Here is an 18,183-nt window from a genome sequence, read left to right on the forward strand (position 1 = left end):
CCCCGCTTATTGCGGCTGATACCGGAAGAAATGCACCCTCGTATCACCAAAGATGCGGTTTTCGAGGAAAACATAGGAAGGATGCACGGATACGACAATATCGGCGCGTTCCTCGAGCACCGCGATCGCGCCGGGCCTGAGCCAGCCGCCGCCGGCCGCCGCCGCCATCGCCTTTTCGCCGAGGCCTTTGCCATAGGGCGGGTCGGCAAACAGCACGTCGAAGGCTTCGAGATTGCCGACGCTGCCGAGATCGGTCGCATCGCGGCGCAGGATGCGCGTGCGGCCGTGCAGGCCGAGCGCATCGATGTTTTCCCAGAGCAGCGCCCTGCCCTCGACGCTGTTTTCGACGAAGAGCGCGTGACGACAGCCGCGTGAAACGGCTTCGAGACCGACCGCGCCGGTTCCGGCAAAAAGGTCAAGGATCCGGGTGCCATCGACGCATTCCGGATAGGCATGGCTCAATATATTGAACAGGCTCTCGCGCGTCCGGTCGGCAGTCGGCCGGATCTCGTTGGATTTTGGCACGGCGAGAGGCCGTCCGCGAAATTCACCGCCGACGATCCGCACCGCGCGTCATTCCCTTTCCTTTTCCACCACCTCTGGACGGCCCGCCCGCGGGCCTGTCGCCGCCCGGTCTGTCGCCGCCTGATTTGGCGTCCTTCGGCTTACCGGAAAAATTCTTGGCCGCGCCCGGCTTGGCGCCAAAGCCCTTGCCGCGCGGCTTATCGCCCGAAGACCGGCCGCCCGCAGATTTGTCGCCGAAGGATTTCTCGCCACGCGGACGCTCGGAGCGGCCTTCGCCGGCAAAACTTCTGGCTGCGCGCGGACGTTCATCACCGTCCTCGCGCGGCCTGCGTTCACCCCGCGGCTTATCGCCGAAGGGGCGGTCGCCACGCGAAGGACGATCCCCGAAAGGCCGGTCACCGCGCGGACGCTCCGAACGGGCATCACCGGTGGAGGATCTGGCGGCACGAGGGCGTTCGTCACCATCGCCACGCGGTTTGCGATCCCCGCGCGGCTTGTCGCCGAAGGGCCGGTCGCCACGCGAGGGACGATCACCGAAAGGCCGATCGCCGCGCGGACGCTCGGGGCGGCCTTCACCGGCAGAGCTTCTGCTACGCGGACGTTCGTCACCCCCTTCACGGGGCCTGCGGTCGCCGCGGGCCGGGCGGTCGCCAAAACCGCGCTCTTCACGGCCCGGACGATCCCCGAACGGACGCTTGCGGCCGCGGGCTTCGCCTTCATCCTTGCGATTGGGCTGCTCGCTCGAGCGGATCCATTCGCCGTCCTCTTCGCGCACCCGATTGATCTGTGTGCGCGGGCGATCCTCGATATGGTGGGAACCGGTGCTTTTTGCCGGCACCTGCTCGCCGCGCCGGCGCGCGGTCTGCTCATTCTTGGCAGCTTTCGCCGCAGCTTTTTCGCCGAGCGGCCGGGCGCCCGGCGCCATCCAGACATTGGCGCTGCGGCGCTGGCCGAGCGGCTGGGGACGTTTCGGCTTGTCGTCGTCGAAGCGGCCGCCATCGCGGCGGTCGTCATCTCTACGCCCGCCACCGCGGCGATCGTCGCGCTTGGTGTCGAGGCGGCTCAGCGCCCGTTCGCGCTTGTCCTCGTCGCGGCGCGGACGCTGCTCGCGCCTTTCCGGTACTGGGGCTTCAGCCCCTTCCTCGGCGGCAACCGCCGGCGCGTTATAGATCGGCGCATCGAAATTCGCCTTGGCTTCCTCGATCAGGCGCGGGCCGAGCTGGTCGCGAAGCGTGCGGCCGCGCACTTCGATGACATGGCCTTCCGGTAAGTCGCCGAGCTGGAACGGGCCGTAGGAGATGCGGATCAGACGATTGACGTCAAGGCCGAGCGCGCCCATCACGTTCTTGATTTCGCGGTTCTTGCCTTCGCGAAGACCCATGGTGATCCAGACGTTCGAGCCCTGCGTGCGGTCGAGCGTCGCCTCGATCGAACCGTAGAGCACGCCGTCGACGGCAATGCCGTCCTTCAGCTTGTCGAGAGCGTCCTGATCGATGTCGCCATGGGCGCGGACACGGTAGCGGCGCAGCCAGCCGGTCGCCGGCAGCTCGAGCGCACGGGCAAGACCGCCGTCATTGGTCAGCAGCAGCAGGCCTTCGGTGTTGATATCGAGACGGCCAATCGACATGACGCGCGGCAGTTCTTCCGGCAGGTTGTCGAAGACGGTCGCGCGGCCTTCCGGATCGGCATTGGTGGTCACCAGCCCGGCCGGCTTATGATAGAGCCACAGCCTGGTGCGCTCGATGCCGCGGATCGGCACGCCGTCGACCTCGATGCGATCGGCCAGCGTGACGTTGACGACAGGGGTGTCGAGAACCGCGCCGTTCAGCGTCACGCGGCCTTCCATGATCATGCGCTCGATGTCGCGGCGGGAGGCGACGCCGGCGCGCGCCATCACCTTGGAAATGCGTTCGGCCTTGGCCTCGCCTTCGGTCTCGGCCGCGATCGCAGCCTTTGCCGGCTTCGTGCCGCCCGACTTCGCGCCGGCCTTCGGCCCGCTGTCGCGTGAAAAGGGCTTTGCGCCCGGGCGTTTTGGCTTGTCTTTGGGTGTCATTTGTTGTTTGCCTGCCTTTTGGGCCTGTCTATCAGGTCACGCATCTGCGGTTAAGTGGAAATTCTTGCGATCGTGAAGACAAATCGTTTCATGGAGATGGCGCTCGAAGAGGCACGCGCCGCCGGAGACCGCGGCGAGGTGCCGATCGGCGCCGTCGTCGTCATCGACGATATTGCCGTTTCGCGCTCGGGAAACCGCACGCGCGAGCTTAATGACGTGACCGCACATGCCGAAATCGCCGCGATCCGGCTGGCCTGCGAAGCTCTCGGCCAGGAGCGTCTTGTCGGCGCCGATCTTTATGTGACACTCGAGCCTTGCACCATGTGCGCGGCAGCCATCTCGTTTGCGCGTATCCGCAGGCTCTATTACGGCGCCGAGGACCCGAAAGGCGGCGGCGTCGACAATGGCGTGCGATTTTATGCGCAACCGACCTGCCACCACGCACCGGAAGTCTATTCCGGCTTCAACGAGGTGCAATCGGCCGATATATTGCGAACATTCTTCTCGCAAAAGAGAGAGGCGCCGTAGTCTCTACAGCGCCTCGCGTCTATTCAGGCAGATAAGGAGACTATTGCAGGAAGTTCCACCACTGCTTGCCGCTGTTGGCGATCGCCGCATCCTTCTTGCGCTTCTTCTGCTTCTTGAGTTCGGGCTCGCCGACATCATCGAGCTTTGCCGGGTCGTCGACGGTGCGGTAGCCGGGCGGCGGATCGGAAATATAGCGGCGCTGATCGACATAGGAGCCCTTCTGCAGGGCGCGGGCTTCGCGATAGGCCTTGGTCTGGGCTTCGGTCGTACGCCGGCCGCCCTCGATGGCGGAGCTTGCCAGCGGCGAGCGGTAATTCGGATTGTCGGAGTTGGCGTCGGCTTCCCCGACCAGGCGGGCGCGGGTTTCCTCCGGCGATTCAATCCACTGCGGATTGTCCTTGTTGGCGACGGTCGGCTGTGGCGCAACGAGAGTTTCCCTCTGCGCCTGGGCCGGCAGCACCAGCGTCGGGCGCGGCGTGTATTTGACGCCCTTGTTCTTCGGGTCCGGCCCGGTCAGCGACACGGACTGGCCGAGATCGTCGGTCAATTGCTCCATGGCGGTCTTGTCGGTGCCGTAGGTCGGGCTGCTGGCGCAGCTGGAGACCAGGGAGCATCCCGCCATGACAACAGACAGGCAGGCGCCCATACGGAACCAATGCGTTGCGAACATGAAAACCCTTCCAGCCACCGGTGCAATCGTTGCCCTACCGGACAACCGTCCCCCTGACGCAAAAATCCGGCCATTTTCAGGCAGCTTTTACCGGATGAACCGCGAAAACGCAATTCACCCGGCAATATTCTTCACGCGAGCCGGGCAAGCTCGCGAAGCGCGGCAGCGTCACGGGCCGAGACATCGGGATATTCCGGATCGGAACCGACATCCCTGGTGATGCGCCAGGAGCGGGCGCATTTTTGGCCCTCCGCCAGCTTCGGCACGACGCTGACCAGAGGCACCTCGGCAAGGCGGAAAGCCTCCGCCGGGCCTTCGCCGGCCGCAATCTCGATTGCCGAGGTGATGCAGACTTCGGTGAAGTCCTGGCCTTCCAGCGCCTTCATCAGTTCCGGATCGGCGATGTGGACGACGGGAGCGGCTTCCAGCGAAGAGCCGATGCGCTTGTCCTTGCGCTCGATTTCCAGGGCGCCTGTGACAACCGAGCGGACAGCGCGGATCTTCTTCCACTTCTCGGCCAGGGCATCGTTGCGCCATTCCTTGGCAACAGGGGCAAACTGCTCCAGATGCACGGAAACGGCGGACGGGTTGCGCGACAGCCAGGCCTCCTCGGTGGTGAAGGGCAGCATCGGGGCAAGCCAGGTCACCATGCAATCGAAGATCTGGCGGATGACATGCAGGCTGGCGCGCCGGCGCAGGCTCGACGGCGCGTCGCAATAGAGTGCGTCCTTGCGGACATCGAAATAGAAGGCCGAAAGCTCGACATTGGCGAAATCGATCAGCGCACGGGCGATCTTCTTGAAATCGAAGGCATCGTAATTCTCGCGCACCAGCTCGTCGAGTTCGGCAAGCCGGTGCAGCATCAGCTGCTCCAGTTCCGGCAGATCGGCAAAAGCGATCTCCTCGCCCTTGTCGTGGGCAAGTGTGCCCAGCATCCAGCGGATGGTGTTGCGCAGCTTGCGATAGGCGTCGACATTGGTCTGGATGATCGTCTTGCCGACGCGCAGGTCGTCGGCATAGTCGGAGGTCATCACCCACAGACGCAGGATGTCAGCGCCGGCATCCTTCATTACTTCCTGCGGCGCGGTGACGTTGCCCTTCGACTTCGACATCTTCTCGCCCTTCTCGTCCATGGTGAAGCCATGGGTGAGGACGGCGTTGTAAGGCGCGCGGCCGCGGGTGGCTGCCGATTCCAACAGCGACGAATGGAACCAGCCGCGATGCTGGTCCGAGCCTTCGAGATAGAGATCGGCCGGCCACTTCAGGTCCGGACGGTCCTCCAGCGTGAAGGTGTGCGTCGAGCCGGAGTCGAACCACACGTCGAGGATATCCATGACCTGCTTCCAGCGGGAATGGTCATGGTCGTTGCCGAGGAAGCGCTCCTTGGCGCCATCGGCAAACCAGGCGTCGGCGCCCTCCTGTTCGAAGGCTTCGAGGATACGGGTGTTGACGGCTTCATCGACCAGGACCTCGCCCTCATCGTCGGCAAAGACGGCGATCGGCACGCCCCATGCTCTCTGACGGGACAGAACCCAGTCCGGGCGGCCCTCGATCATGGCGCGCAAGCGGTTCTGGCCGGCGGCGGGCACGAAGCGGGTGTCGTCGATCGCACCCAGCGCGCGCGAACGCAGCGTCGTGCCGTCGGCAAGCGTCTTGTCCATATAGACGAACCATTGCGGCGTGTTGCGGAAGATCACCGGCTTCTTCGAGCGCCAGGAATGCGGATACTGGTGCTTCAGCCGGCCGCGGGCAAAGAGCGCGTTGCGTTCGATCAGCGCCTTGATGACGCGGTCGTTGGCATCGCCCTTCTTGCCGTTGTCGTCGATGACGCGGGCGCCTTCGAAGCCGGGGGCGTCCGATGTGTAGAAGCCGCCGTCGTCGACCGGGAACGGGATCTTGGTGTCGATGCCGCGGGCCTCAAGCGTGCGGACAGCCGACATCCAGGCATCAAAGTCTTCGCGGCCGTGGCTGGGCGCCGTGTGCACGAAACCGGTGCCCGCATCGTCGGTGACGTGATCGCCATCGAGCAATGGCACTGGGAATTCATAGCCGCCGTCCAGACCCTTGAAGGGATGCGCACAGGCCATCGCTGCGAAGTCGGCCGCGGAGACATCGCTCAGGCGCTTGTACTGCAGCTTGGACTTGGCAAAGGACTCCTCAGCCAGTTTATCGGCAAAGATCAGCTTTTCGCCCGGACGCGGACCAAAATCGTTCTCGGCGGCCGTCACCTCATAGAGGCCGTAGGAAACACGCGCGGAAAAGGAGACCGCGCGGTTGCCGGGGATCGTCCAGGGCGTCGTCGTCCAGATGACCACGAACGCATCCTTGAGCGCAGCCGGACCTTCGACGACGGGGAATTTCACCCAGATCGTGTCGCTCTCATAGTCCTGGTATTCGACCTCGGCCTCGGCCAGCGCCGTGCGCTCGACGACCGACCACATGATCGGCTTGGAGCCGCGATAAAGCTGACCGCTTGCGGCGATCTTCAAGAGTTCGCCGGCGATGCGCGACTCCGCGTGGAAGTTCATCGTCGTATAGGGATTGTCGAAGTCGCCCTCGATGCCGAGACGCTTGAACTCTTCTGCCTGGACCTTGATCCAGCCGGCGGCGAATTCACGGCATTCCCGGCGGAATTCGTTGACCGGGACCTCGTCCTTGTTCTTGCCCTTTTCGCGGTACTTTTCCTCGATCTTCCATTCGATCGGCAGGCCGTGGCAATCCCAGCCGGGCACGTAATTGGCGTCGTAGCCGCGCATCTGGAACGAGCGGTTGATGACGTCCTTGAGGATCTTGTTCAGCGCGTGGCCGATGTGGATGTTGCCGTTGGCGTAGGGCGGGCCATCGTGCAGCACGAATTTTTCGCGGCCGGCGGCAGAGGCGCGCAGTTTCTTGTAGAGACCCATCTCCTGCCAGCGCTTGACCAGCTCCGGCTCCTTCTGCGGCAGGCCGGCACGCATCGGGAAATCGGTTTCGGGCAAATAGAGGGTCTTCGAATAGTCGATCTTTTCGGCTGTGTCGGTCATATCGGGACAATCGTTTCTGGCGGCCCAGGAAGGGGCGCAACGGCGTGAAAAAGCTGGTGACGGAAGCGCTCATATCCAAGCGCCAAAAACCCGGACCTCCCGGCCGCTTAGCGCGCGCGGAAGGCCGGGCCGATAATTCGCATCATCATTGCCAGCCGATATTTTGTCATCGCGCCGGTTCATAGGCGTTTTTGCCGGGAAAAGGAAGAGGCCGGCTGCCACAACGGAAGCAATTGAAGATGGCGCCAAATGCGCATATATATTGGGGCAAGTGGCATAAAGGTCATTCACGGCAATGCTTGGTTTTCTTCAGACACCAGAATCGATGACTATACGCGAGCGCCTCGAGATCGCTTCGCACGGCTCCGTCCAGGTTTATGACGGAGCAATGGCATTGAAATTGACAGAACTCGGCTTTTCCGTGGAGGAAATATATCGTTTCGTCGCACCGCGCCGAACTCTGGCGAGACGCAATGCGAACGGCGAGCCGCTGACGGTCGAGGAAAACGACGGCGCCTTACGCATCGTGCGGATCGCGGACATGGCTAAGCGCATTTTCGGCGACAGAGCCGTTGCGTTCGATTGGCTGCGCAAGCCCAATCGCGGCATGGACGGCATCGCGCCGATCGATCTGCTGGAATCGGAAACCGGCGCCCGCCTCGTCGAGCAGGCCCTGCACCAGATCGACCACGGGATTTACGTCTAGGCCATGATCTTATGGCGTATCTCGAATTATGCCGATCTTTCCGGACGCGGCGGGCTGCTTGCACCGGGACGATGGCATCATCAGGGAATTCCCGTCGTCTATTGCTGTGATCACCCGTCGACTGCGCTCCTCGAAATTCTGGTACAGGTCGACCTGCATCAAATTCCGAGAGATTTTCAGCTCCTGAAAATCCGTTGCCCGGATAACATCGAAGTCTTCGATATCGGGATCGATCCTGCTGCGATCAACCAGACCAGCCTGACGCGCGACCGTGGCAACAAATTACTGGAAGACAATGAATTCTGTCTCCTGCGCGTCCCATCGGCAATCATGCCAGAGGCCGCGAATATTCTTATCAATCCGCGTCATCCGGACGCGTCGCGCCTGACGATCGAAAAAACGATCCGCTATCCTTTCGACAGCCGGCTATTGCGCTGAGGAAAAGCAGAGTTTCTGATCAAGCGCGCCGAGCGGCTTGACACCTGCAAGCAGCGCCCTCGCCTCTTCCTCATCGCGCTTAATCTGGGCGACCAGCGGATCGAGGCCGTCGAATTTTAGCTCGGGGCGGAGATAGCCGAAGAAGGAGACGGAGCAGAGCTCACCGTAGAGATCGCCGCTGAAATCGAAAAGATAGGTTTCGAGCAGCGGCGCGCCGTTCTCCGTCACCGTCGGGCGGCGGCCGTAGCTCGCGACGGCGTCGTGCAGCGTGCCGTCCTGGCGGCGGAAGCGGACGGCGTAAATGCCGGCAGCAAGTTCAACCTCCGGCGGCAGGCGCATGTTGGCAGTGGGAAAACCGAGCTGGCGGCCGAGCTTTTCGCCGTCGATCACCTCGGCCTCAACCGTATAACGATAGCCCAGCATGCCGGCGACTTCGCTGACGCTGCCTTCTTTCAGCAGCGCGCGGATATGGCTCGACGAGACGACATCGGCATTTTCGTCGCGGAAGGCATCGATCAGGGTGACGCCGAAGCCATAGGTCTGGCCGGCATTCATCAGGAAGGCCGGACCGCCCTCGCGGCCGCGGCCGAAATGGAAATCGAAACCGGTGACGACCTCAGAGGCGCCGAGCCAATCCTTGAGGATCGAATGGATGAAATCATCGGCCGAGCGCTGCGAGAACTCGTAGTCGAAGGGGTATTCGATCACCGCGTTGAAGCCCAGCGTTTCCAGGATGCGGGCCTTCAGCGGCGCAGGCGTGAGGCGAAAGACCGGGGTCTCGGGCCGGAAGACCGTGCGCGGATGCGGCTCGAACGTCAGCACCAAAGCCGGGATGCCGCGCGCCTTGGAGATTTCGAGTGCGCGGTTGAGCACCGACTGGTGGCCGCGGTGCACGCCGTCGAAATTACCGATGGCAATGACGCCGCCCTTGAGATGGGCGGGCAAGGGTTCCCGGGTTTCATTGCGGTGGAAGACGGTCATCGGCTGGCTTCTCTTTATGCAAGGCGTGTCTTCATGCAAGGCGGGGCATCCACCACTTCGGCGCGGCGTTTTCCCGATCGAGATAGGCGTTGAGGATCGCCTCGTCGGTCTCGCCGTTCAAGGTGTATTCCCGGGCGTGGATACCGCCGCTGATGTAGAGAAGGTCGAGGCCATAATTCAAGGCGCCGCGCACATCGGTGGGCATGCCGTCGCCGATTGCCAGCACGCGCTCGACGGGGAAATCGCCGCGAAGCTCGCGGGCAGCGGCCAGCGTCGCCTCATAGATCGGCCGGTGCGGTTTTCCGGCGATGCGAGTGCTGCCGCCAAGCTGCTCGTAATAGGCGGCCATGGCGCCGGCGCAGGGGATGATGCGATGGCCGCGCTCGACGACGAGGTCGGGATTGGCGCAGATCATCGGCACCTCGCGGGATTTGAACTCCAGAAGCATGTCGGTGTAATCCTCCGGCTTCTGGGTCTCATCGTCGAAAAAGCCGGTGCAGACGAGCGATTGCGCTTCTTCAGCCGGCCGGCGCTCGACATCGAGGCCGTCGAGCAGCGGGCTGTCACGCTCGGGGCCGAGCAGAAAGACCGTCTTCGGCCCTTCGGCGATCAGCCGGCGCGTGACGTCGCCAGAGGTGACGATCCGGTCATAGGCGCCGTCGGGAACGCCGATCTGGCGCAGTTGCTCGACCACCTGCCAGGAAAGGCGCGGCGAATTGGTGATGAGGACGACGGCGACGCCGCTGGCGCGGGCCGCTTCAAGAGCTGCGGCCGCCTTCGGAAACGGATCGACGCCATTGTGAACGACGCCCCAGACATCGCAGAGCACCACGTCATAGTGAGCTGTGATTTCCGAGAAGTTTTCTATCCGCCTGGCCATTCCGATTTCCCGATTTGCTTCAGTCACCGGTGACATTGCAAAGGCGCAAGGCGATGGCAAGGAATTTTCTTTGCCGTTCGCCCAGCATGCCGGTTTCGGCGGCAATCTCCGCAATTCTCCGGCCTCTTCACAATTCCGGCACAAAAATTCGTGATTGCTCTCATTGACTCCTCTCGGAGCCATCCCTAAATGCTCGTCGCTAGCACTCACTGCAAGGGAGTGCTAACATCTATCCATGTGGGCCGCTCCGGCCCGCGAATGTCATTCGATCGAGGGATTAGACAATGGCAAGCACCAACTTCCGCCCCCTTCACGACCGCGTCGTTGTTCGCCGCGTTGAGTCCGAAGCCAAGACCAAGGGTGGCATCATCATTCCCGATACCGCCAAGGAAAAGCCGCAGGAAGGCGAAATCGTCGCCGTCGGTTCCGGCGCTCGTGACGAGTCCGGCAAGGTCGTCGCACTCGACGTCAAGGCTGGCGACCGCATCCTGTTCGGCAAGTGGTCCGGCACCGAAGTCAAGATCGACGGCGAAGACCTTCTGATCATGAAGGAAGCCGACATTATGGGCATCATCGGCTGATCAGCCGCTGGCCTTTCCGACGTAGCCGACGGGTCCCAAAACCCGGACACTCGAATTGAGGAGTTTCAATCATGGCATCTAAAGAAATCAAGTTTGGTCGTACCGCGCGCGAAAAGATGCTGCGTGGCGTCGACATTCTCGCCGATGCAGTCAAGGTAACGCTCGGCCCGAAGGGCCGTAACGTCATCATCGACAAGTCCTTCGGCGCTCCGCGCATCACCAAGGACGGCGTTTCCGTCGCCAAGGAAATCGAACTCGAAGACAAGTTCGAAAACATGGGCGCCCAGATGGTCCGCGAAGTTGCTTCGAAGACCAACGACATCGCCGGCGACGGCACCACGACTGCAACCGTTCTTGCCCAGGCGATCGTTCGCGAAGGCAACAAGGCCGTTGCAGCCGGCATGAACCCGATGGACCTGAAGCGCGGTATCGACCTCGCTGTGGCCGACGTCGTGAAGGATCTCCAGGCCAAGGCCAAGAAGATCTCCACCTCTGAAGAAGTTGCACAGGTCGGCACGATCTCGGCAAACGGCGACAAGCAGGTCGGTCTCGACATTGCTGAAGCCATGCAGAAGGTCGGCAACGAAGGCGTCATCACAGTTGAAGAAGCCAAGACCGCCGAAACCGAACTCGAAGTCGTCGAAGGCATGCAGTTCGACCGCGGCTACCTCAGCCCCTACTTCGTGACCAACCCGGAAAAGATGATCGCCGACCTCGAAGACGTCTTCATTCTCCTTCACGAGAAGAAGCTCTCGAACCTGCAGTCGATGCTTCCGGTTCTCGAAGCTGTCGTCCAGACCGGCAAGCCGCTCCTGATCATCGCTGAAGACGTCGAAGGCGAAGCTCTTGCTACGCTCGTCGTCAACAAGCTGCGCGGCGGTCTCAAGATCGCTGCCGTCAAGGCTCCTGGCTTCGGCGACCGCCGCAAGGCCATGCTCGAAGACATCGCCATCCTGACCGGCGGCACCGTGATCTCCGAAGACCTCGGCATCAAGCTCGAGAGCGTCACGCTCGACATGCTCGGCCGTGCGAAGAAGGTTTCGATCTCCAAGGAAAACACCACGATCGTCGACGGTTCGGGCGCCAAGTCCGACATCGAAGGCCGTGTTGCCCAGATCAAGGCCCAGATCGAAGAAACCACCTCCGACTACGACCGCGAGAAGCTGCAGGAACGCCTTGCCAAGCTCGCTGGCGGCGTTGCCGTCATCCGCGTCGGCGGCTCGACTGAAGTCGAAGTGAAGGAAAAGAAGGACCGCATCGACGACGCCCTCAACGCGACGCGCGCTGCCGTTCAGGAAGGCATCGTCCCCGGCGGCGGTATCGCACTCTTGCGCTCCTCCACGAAGATCACCGTCAAGGGTGCAAACGACGACCAGGAAGCCGGCATCAACATCGTTCGCCGCGCCCTGCAGTCGCTGGTTCGCCAGATCGCTGAAAACGCAGGCGACGAAGCCTCGATCGTTGTCGGCAAGGTCTTGGACAAGAATGAAGACAACTACGGCTACAACGCCCAGACGTCCGAATTCGGCGACATGATCTCCATGGGTATCGTCGACCCGCTCAAGGTCGTTCGCACCGCGCTGCAGAACGCTGCTTCTGTCGCATCGCTGCTGATCACCACCGAAGCCATGATCGCCGAACTGCCGAAGAAGGATGCCCCTGCCGGCATGCCTGGCGGCATGGGCGGAATGGGCGGAATGGACATGATGTGATAGGCGAAAGCCTGCACTGATCACCATTCCGGCATCCGGAATAGGAAGGGCGGCCCTCGGGTCGCCCTTTTCTTTTGCGCTCAAAGCGATTCGGTCCGTTGCGCGCAATTTTATGGCGCGTTGCCGGCTCCTGCCCCGGAAACTTGCGCGAAACTTGCGTTGGCGCGTTTTTTCAGGCCGCCGGCCTCGGCGCGGGAATGCGGTGTTGGGGCGCCATTTCTGACCTCATATCGAGTGGAATGGTATCCAAATCGCGCGAAATTGATGTGTCGGCGCGGCTTTCCCGCTGGATAAGGCGAGAGTGGCGGCATCCCAGGGGAAAATGCCGATCCGAACACCCCTTAAAAAGCCGTTGCCGTTTGTTCAAAAGCTCCTATAAATCCGCGCTGCAATTGAAGTGCGCCTACCAAACGGGCGCGAGAGACGATCCTTGACGTTCCGCCGGCCCGAGGGCCGCGGCAACAATCGCCGGTAAAAGCACGGGCATCATGCCTGCTGCTGCGTGATCCTGTTTTTGTGTTTACCGAGCGTGCGGCGGAGGAGCTGCATCCGAACGGGGGAACGCCTTGTTTAAGATCGCCAAAGCCAATGCAGCCGTACCTTTGACACCCGGCTCGCTGGAGCACCACAATCAAAATGACGAGATGGTGGCTCAGTTTTCGATTTCCGAGGCCTGGACCGGAGATTTGTCGAGCGGCATGCTCCGCCTCGGCGAATGGAGCGCGATGCTGCACGGCCTCTCCGCACGAGACTGCGGGCTATTGAGCCTGATCCGCTGCTATGACAGCAAGGACCGCGGCCACATCCTGGAGCTATTCGAGCAGGCGGCGACGCTCTGCTCCTCCTTCTGTTTTTCGACGACGATCATCATGCCGAACGGCTTGCGCCAGCCGCTCTTCTGCATGGGCGAGTCGAACGGGCTCGAGGAAAAATACAGCGGCAGCATGGTCGGCGTCTTTATTTTTCCGCGCTTCAAGCTCGAAGGCGCAAGGCAGATCACAAGTCCGCGATAAGACCACCCATGCAGAGCAAAAAGGCCGTCTCCGAGTTCCCCGGGGACGGTCTTTGTGTTTTCCGGCAGTCCCTACTCCGGCTTGACCGGAATGTTGAGCCCCTTCTCGCTGGCCGGACGGGCGATGCAGCGCTGCAGCCAGTCCATCACGGCGGGGAAATTCGCATAGTCGAGAACCTCGCGGCCGCCGTAGAAGATATCGGCGCCGCGAACCCAGGTGAAGGTGGTGATGTCGGCGATCGTATACTGATTGCCCATGATCCACTGCCGACCCTTCAGGCGGCCTTCGAGCACGCCGAGCAGCCGCTTGGATTCGTCGCGATAGCGCTCCACCGGATAGGAATTGTTGGCGACCTTGTCGGCGGCGAATTTGTAGAAATGCCCGAACTGGCCGAACATCGGGCCGATACCGGCCATCTGGAAAAACACCCACTGGATGCATTCATAGCGGCCGGCAGCATCCTCGGGGATGAGCTTGCCCGTCTTTTCCGCGAGATAAAGCAGGATGGCGCCGGATTCGAAAAGGCCGATCGGTTTACCATCAGGCCCGTTCGGATCGATGATCGCCGGAATGCGGCCGTTCGGGTTGAGGGATTCGAATTCCGGCGACTTCTGCTCGTTGGCGGCGAAGGAAATATAATGCGGCTCATAGGCGAGCCCGAACTCTTCGAGGGCGACCGATACTTTCACCCCATTTGGGGTCTGCAGGGAATAGAGCTGGATGATGTCGGAATTTTTCGCCGGCCAGCGCTTCGTGATCGGAAATGCGGACAGATCTGCCATCGGATTCTCCTTGTTGGGCGCCGACCATAAGAGACCGGGTGCGGCAAAGGCAAGCGGCCGTCCGCAGGAGATCGTTCCACATTATTGAACGAACTGTCCGCGTCTGTTTATCTATCCATAACGGAGGAAAAGAGCGACATAGGACGCATCCGAGGTCCACACGGTGCCGGGGCACCAAGATCTCCAGAGCCATTCAAACGGAGACTGCATCCATGTCGAACGCCATTATCCTGATTGCCCGCATCCTTCTGTCTTTCATGTTCGTCCTTTCCGGCTTCATGAAGCTAACCGATCCTGCCGGTACTGCGGGCATGATCGCAGGTGCCGGCCTGCCGGCCGCAACCCTGTTGGCCTATGTCGCAGGCCTTTTTGAACTGCTCGCCGGCCTTGCGGTTCTCACAGGCTTCCAGGTCCGCATTGCCGGCTGGCTGCTGGCGGGCTTCTGTGTCTTCACGGCGGTTGCCTTCCATCTGCCCTACGCAAGTGGCGCGGATCTCGTGAATATTCTCAACCAGATCATGGTCATGAAGAACATCACGCTTGCCGGCGCGTACATATTGCTCGCCACCGTCGGTGCCGGTGCCTATTCGATTGACGCCCGCCGCGGCGCCTATGCGACTGCCTGATCCAGCAGACATCCTCCCAGACATGAGAGAACCCGCCGTCATTGAATTGACGGCGGGTTTTCTTATGCATTGATGGCTAGATCAGAGGGCGGCGCGCACCGCGTCGATAATCGCCTGCACGACGGGTTCATCGGCATGGCTTTCCTTGCGGGCGCGCACAAGGCAGGCCTGCGAATGCAGGATAACGCCGTCCTGGAGCACCTTCAGATGGTTGGCGCGTAGGGTCGAGCCGGTGGAGGTGATGTCGACGATGATATCGGCCGAGCCTGAGGCGGGAGCGCCCTCGGTGGCGCCGAGGCTTTCGACGATGCGATAGAGCTGGATGCCGTGCTGGCTTGAAAAGAACTGCTGGGTCAGGCGCCAGTATTTGGTGGCGATGGCCAGGCGCCTGGAGTGGCGGGCACGAAAATCGGCAGCGACATCGCCGAGATCGGCCATGGTCTCGACATCCAGCCAGATCTCCGGCACGGCGACGACGACATCGGCATGGCCGAAACCGAGGCGGGCGCAGAATTCGACGCGCTTGTCGACCTCGGCAAAACCTTCCCGCATCAGATCCTCGCCGGTGACGCCGAAATCGACGGTGCCGTTGCCGAGTTCCCGGGAAATTTCGGAGGCCGAGAGGAAGGCCACCTCGACATCGTCCCAGCCTTCGACACGGCCGCGATAGGAGCGGTCGTTGCCGACGGCCGTGATCGTCATGCCGGCCCGCTCGAAGATCGCCGAAGCGTCGTCCTTCATCCGGCCCTTGGAGGGAAGCGCGATGGTGATGGTCATACGGCTGCCCTTTCGGTTTCGATGCGGTCGAGCCAGAAGGAGAAGCCGACAGCCGGAATGCGGTCCGTCGCACCGAGGAAAGTCAGGAGCCTATCGTAGCGGCCGCCGCCGGCCAGAACCGCGCTCGATCCCTCAGCCGTCACCTCGAAGACGAGACCGGTATAATAATCGAGCGGTCGTCCGAAGGCGGCGCGGTAGTCGAGACAGGAAAGATCGACGCCGGCATCGGCAAGGGCGCCGACACGACCGTTGAAGCGGGAAAGCGCATTGCCAAGTTTCAGGCCGGCAGCATCGGCAAAACCGGCCAGTGCTGCGGACGCATTGACGAGCGGTACGTCGAGCGACAGGAACTCTTCCAGCACATGGAAGGCTGCATCGTCGAGGCGCGTTTCGGAGAGGATGAGCTTTTCCTTGAGCCGCCGGGCGATCTCCAGCGGCGAGCGACCGGCATTGGTCGAATAGCCCGTCGCCTGCATTTCCTGCTCGAGATGGGCGACCAGCGCCTGCTCGTCGCCTGACGCAACAAGCTTGGCGATATCGTCGTCGAGGCCGGTGACGAATTGCGGGCTGACGAGACCGGCCAGCAACGCTTCCAGCTGCGTCATGTTGCCGAAGGCGTGGATCAGCCGCTTCTGCCAGCCGAGCGGCAGGCCGAGCGCCTGGACAACGGCCTCGAAGACCGCCTGGTCGCCCAGCGTCACCGACAGGCGCCGGCCCGGCAGCAGACGGGCGAGAATGCCGGTGGCATCGCCGATGGCGCGGGCATCGGCGCTCGGTATGTTGATATCGCCGAGATCCTCGATGCCGGCCTGATAGAACTCATTGGCGCCATCGCGGCGCTGGCGAAAGACCTCCCCGAGATAGGCGTAACGCTTCGGCGTGCCGGTCGCCGTCTCGATGTGGCGCAGACAGACGGGAATGGTGAATTCGGGGCGCAGGCAGAGGCTGGCGCCGGTTTCACTCTCCGTCATGAAGATGCGGCGACGCAGATCCTCGCCGGCGATATCGAGGAAAGGTTCGGCCGGCTGAATGACAGGCGTATCGATGCGCTCGGCCTTGCGGGCGTCGAATTCGGAAAGCAGGTCGTTGGCAAATTCGGGGAGGTTGATCAGGGGCATGGTGTCGCTCCCGGGAAAAGTCCCCTCCCCAACCCCTGCCCACAAGGGGGAGGGATTATCCCGTGGCGACCGTCGAAACAAATCGAAAGAACCGTCGAGGAAGCAGACGTTGAGTTGGGCACAGCGTCACCACTTGAAGCCCCTCCCCCTTGTGGGCAGGGGTTGGGGAGGGGTCTATTGCGCATCGCCCGCCCTCTTCCGATCCTCCGCCTGCGCCGCAAGGATTTCCCTCACCTTGGCGACCAAGTCGGCTTCCGGCGTCGTCTCCTGCGCCACGCGGGCTTCGCGCCAGCTGGCATTGTCCTCGATCTCGCCGGAGAGCCGCTTGCCCTCGATCAGATCCTTGATCTGCACCACACCGGTTGCGCGTTCGTCGCCGCCCTGGATGATGGCGACGGGGCAGCCGCGACGGTCGGCATATTTCAGCTGGTTGCCGAACTTCTTCCAATTGCCCTGGAACATCTCGGCGCGGATGCCGGCGGCGCGCAGTTGCTGCGTCATCTTCTGATAACGGCCCATCGCCTCGACGTCGCCATCCATGACGGTCACCAGCACCGGCTCGATCACTTCGCTGGCGCCAAGCTTGCCGAGGTTCTTCAGCGCCGTCATCAGCCGGGAGACGCCGATCGAAAAGCCGGTGGCCGGCACCGGCTGGCCCATGAAACGCGAGACGAGACCATCATAACGGCCACCGCCGCCGACCGAACCGAAGACGACCTTTTCGCCCTTTTCGTTGGTGACGTCGAAGCTCAATTCGGCCTCATAGACCGGGCCGGTATAATATTCGAGGCCGCGCACGACGGAGGGATCGATCTTGATGCGATCGGACTCGTAGCCTGCGCTCTTGACCAGCGCGCCAATGAAGTTCAGTTCCTCGACGCCTTCGCCGCCCTTCGACGTTCCGGCAACGAGTTCGGCGAGTCGGGCAGCGCTTTCGGCGTAGTCCTTGATGCCGACGAAGAACAGCACCTTGTCGATCTGCGCCTGGTCGAGACCGGCGCCCTTGGTGAAGTCGCCGGATTCATCCTTGCGGCCGGGGCCGAGCAGCAGGGCCACACCTTCGGGGCCGAACTTGTCGAGCTTATCGATGGCACGCAACACGTTCAGCCGCTGGCCGGCCTTGTCGTCGCCGCCGAGGCCGATCGCTTCCAAGACGCCGTCCAGAACCTTGCGGTTGTTGACGCGGATGACGTAGTCGCCGCGCTTGATGCCGAGCGCCTCAAGCGTATCGGCCATCATCATGCACATTTCCGCATCGGCCTGGACGCCCGGCGCGCCGACGGTATCGGCATCAAACTGCATGAACTGGCGGAAGCGGCCAGGGCCCGGCTTCTCATTGCGGAAGACGTAGCCGGCGCGATAGGTGCGGTAGGGAAGCTGGATCTCGTTGAAATTCTCGGCGACATGACGGGCAAGCGGCGCCGTCAGATCGTAGCGCAGCGACATCCATTGCTCGTCGTCATCCTGCAGCGAGAAGACGCCCTCGTTCGGCCGGTCGCTGTCGGGCAGGAACTTGCCGAGCGCATCGGTATATTCGAACTGCGGCGTTTCGAGCGGGTCGAAACCATAATGCTCATAGACTTCCCGGATCTTTGCCGTCATCTCGTTGACGGCGCGGATATCGCCGGCCGTCCGGTCGACGAAGCCGCGCGGCAGGCGGGCCTTGAGCTTTTGCGGTTTCTTCTGCTTGTCATTCATTTCCGGGAATTCCACTGACTGTGACAGTGGCGGTTTCCTAGCGGATTGGGCGGGGAGCGGCAAGGGCGAAGG

General features: G+C 62.2%; 17 protein-coding genes. 7 read left to right on the plus strand and 10 right to left on the minus strand.

Going from position 1 to position 18,183, the window contains the following annotated elements; translation table 11 throughout:
- Positions 1-6 precede the first annotated feature (6 nt).
- Both rsmD and FHX03_RS03085 read right to left on the minus strand, forming a co-directional pair.
- Positions 7-567: a 16S rRNA (guanine(966)-N(2))-methyltransferase RsmD gene (rsmD, locus tag FHX03_RS03080; RefSeq protein WP_012556719.1), complete on the minus strand. Its 561-nt coding sequence runs from the start codon at positions 565-567 to the stop codon at positions 7-9.
- The gene (locus FHX03_RS03085) at positions 548-2,578 is read right to left on the minus strand and encodes a pseudouridine synthase (protein ID WP_183852572.1); all 2,031 of its coding nucleotides are present in this window, start codon (positions 2,576-2,578) and stop codon (positions 548-550) included. The genes rsmD and FHX03_RS03085 overlap by 20 nt, the downstream gene beginning before the upstream one ends.
- Before the next feature lie 90 nt (positions 2,579-2,668).
- On the opposite strand from FHX03_RS03085, the gene FHX03_RS03090 reads away from it, so the two are divergent.
- Positions 2,669-3,106 carry a nucleoside deaminase gene (locus FHX03_RS03090; RefSeq protein WP_097624000.1) on the plus strand — a complete coding sequence of 146 codons (438 nt, stop codon included), beginning with the start codon at positions 2,669-2,671 and terminating at the stop codon, positions 3,104-3,106.
- A gap of 40 nt (positions 3,107-3,146) precedes the next feature.
- On the opposite strand, the gene FHX03_RS03095 is transcribed toward FHX03_RS03090, so the two are convergent.
- Both FHX03_RS03095 and ileS read right to left on the minus strand, forming a co-directional pair.
- Positions 3,147-3,776: a hypothetical protein gene (locus tag FHX03_RS03095; protein ID WP_097623999.1), complete on the minus strand. Its 630-nt coding sequence runs from the start codon at positions 3,774-3,776 to the stop codon at positions 3,147-3,149.
- Positions 3,777-3,907: 131 nt separating this feature from the next.
- The gene (gene ileS, locus FHX03_RS03100; RefSeq protein ID WP_183777244.1) at positions 3,908-6,799 is read right to left on the minus strand and encodes an isoleucine--tRNA ligase; all 2,892 of its coding nucleotides are present in this window, start codon (positions 6,797-6,799) and stop codon (positions 3,908-3,910) included.
- Positions 6,800-7,193: 394 nt separating this feature from the next.
- On the opposite strand from ileS, the gene FHX03_RS03105 reads away from it, so the two are divergent.
- Entirely contained in the window at positions 7,194-7,505 is a 312-nt protein-coding gene (locus FHX03_RS03105; RefSeq protein WP_245426701.1) for an antitoxin Xre/MbcA/ParS toxin-binding domain-containing protein, read from the plus strand.
- Between the two features lie 3 nt (positions 7,506-7,508).
- On the plus strand, positions 7,509-7,943 hold the full coding sequence (locus tag FHX03_RS03110; RefSeq protein ID WP_097623996.1) for an RES family NAD+ phosphorylase: 435 nt from the start codon (positions 7,509-7,511) through the stop codon (positions 7,941-7,943).
- Here FHX03_RS03110 and FHX03_RS03115 read toward each other — a convergent pair.
- Together FHX03_RS03115 and FHX03_RS03120 are read right to left on the minus strand one after the other, a co-directional pair.
- A complete protein-coding gene (locus FHX03_RS03115; RefSeq protein ID WP_097623995.1) occupies positions 7,932-8,924 on the minus strand; it encodes a bifunctional riboflavin kinase/FAD synthetase in 993 nt (330 codons plus the stop codon). The two genes, FHX03_RS03110 and FHX03_RS03115, sit on opposite strands and share 12 nt — an antisense overlap.
- Before the next feature lie 31 nt (positions 8,925-8,955).
- Positions 8,956-9,804 (minus strand): TIGR01459 family HAD-type hydrolase, encoded by an 849-nt coding sequence (locus FHX03_RS03120; protein ID WP_097623994.1) that lies wholly within the window; start codon positions 9,802-9,804, stop codon positions 8,956-8,958.
- 284 nt (positions 9,805-10,088) lie between these two features.
- Here FHX03_RS03120 and groES point away from each other — a divergent pair, with 284 nt between their 5' ends.
- The 3 genes from groES (at position 10,089) to FHX03_RS03135 (ending at position 13,110) form a co-directional block, all read left to right on the plus strand.
- Positions 10,089-10,385: a co-chaperone GroES gene (gene groES / locus FHX03_RS03125; protein ID WP_003545797.1), complete on the plus strand. Its 297-nt coding sequence runs from the start codon at positions 10,089-10,091 to the stop codon at positions 10,383-10,385.
- 71 nt (positions 10,386-10,456) lie between these two features.
- Positions 10,457-12,097, plus strand: a complete 1,641-nt coding sequence (gene groL, locus FHX03_RS03130; protein WP_097623993.1) for a chaperonin GroEL — start codon at positions 10,457-10,459, stop codon at positions 12,095-12,097.
- A 566-nt stretch (positions 12,098-12,663) separates the two neighbouring features.
- The gene (locus FHX03_RS03135; protein WP_097623992.1) at positions 12,664-13,110 is read left to right on the plus strand and encodes a hypothetical protein; all 447 of its coding nucleotides are present in this window, start codon (positions 12,664-12,666) and stop codon (positions 13,108-13,110) included.
- Between the two features lie 71 nt (positions 13,111-13,181).
- On the opposite strand, the gene FHX03_RS03140 is transcribed toward FHX03_RS03135, so the two are convergent.
- Positions 13,182-13,892, minus strand: a complete 711-nt coding sequence (locus tag FHX03_RS03140) for a glutathione binding-like protein (RefSeq protein WP_097623991.1) — start codon at positions 13,890-13,892, stop codon at positions 13,182-13,184.
- A 212-nt stretch (positions 13,893-14,104) separates the two neighbouring features.
- Here FHX03_RS03140 and FHX03_RS03145 point away from each other — a divergent pair, with 212 nt between their 5' ends.
- Entirely contained in the window at positions 14,105-14,518 is a 414-nt protein-coding gene (locus tag FHX03_RS03145; protein ID WP_097623990.1) for a DoxX family protein, read from the plus strand.
- Positions 14,519-14,599: 81 nt separating this feature from the next.
- On the opposite strand, the gene hisG is transcribed toward FHX03_RS03145, so the two are convergent.
- From hisG to hisS, 3 genes are all read right to left on the minus strand, one after another.
- Positions 14,600-15,295 carry an ATP phosphoribosyltransferase gene (gene hisG / locus FHX03_RS03150; RefSeq protein ID WP_183852574.1) on the minus strand — a complete coding sequence of 232 codons (696 nt, stop codon included), beginning with the start codon at positions 15,293-15,295 and terminating at the stop codon, positions 14,600-14,602.
- On the minus strand, positions 15,292-16,413 hold the full coding sequence (locus FHX03_RS03155) for an ATP phosphoribosyltransferase regulatory subunit (protein ID WP_097623988.1): 1,122 nt from the start codon (positions 16,411-16,413) through the stop codon (positions 15,292-15,294). Before FHX03_RS03155 ends, hisG begins: the two co-directional genes overlap by 4 nt.
- Positions 16,414-16,587: 174 nt before the next feature.
- Positions 16,588-18,111: a histidine--tRNA ligase gene (gene hisS / locus FHX03_RS03160; protein ID WP_097623987.1), complete on the minus strand. Its 1,524-nt coding sequence runs from the start codon at positions 18,109-18,111 to the stop codon at positions 16,588-16,590.
- Positions 18,112-18,183 lie beyond the last annotated feature (72 nt).

Origin of the sequence: Rhizobium sp. BK456 (assembly GCF_014194045.1) — a bacterium.
GTDB lineage: Bacteria > Pseudomonadota > Alphaproteobacteria > Rhizobiales > Rhizobiaceae > Rhizobium > Rhizobium redzepovicii.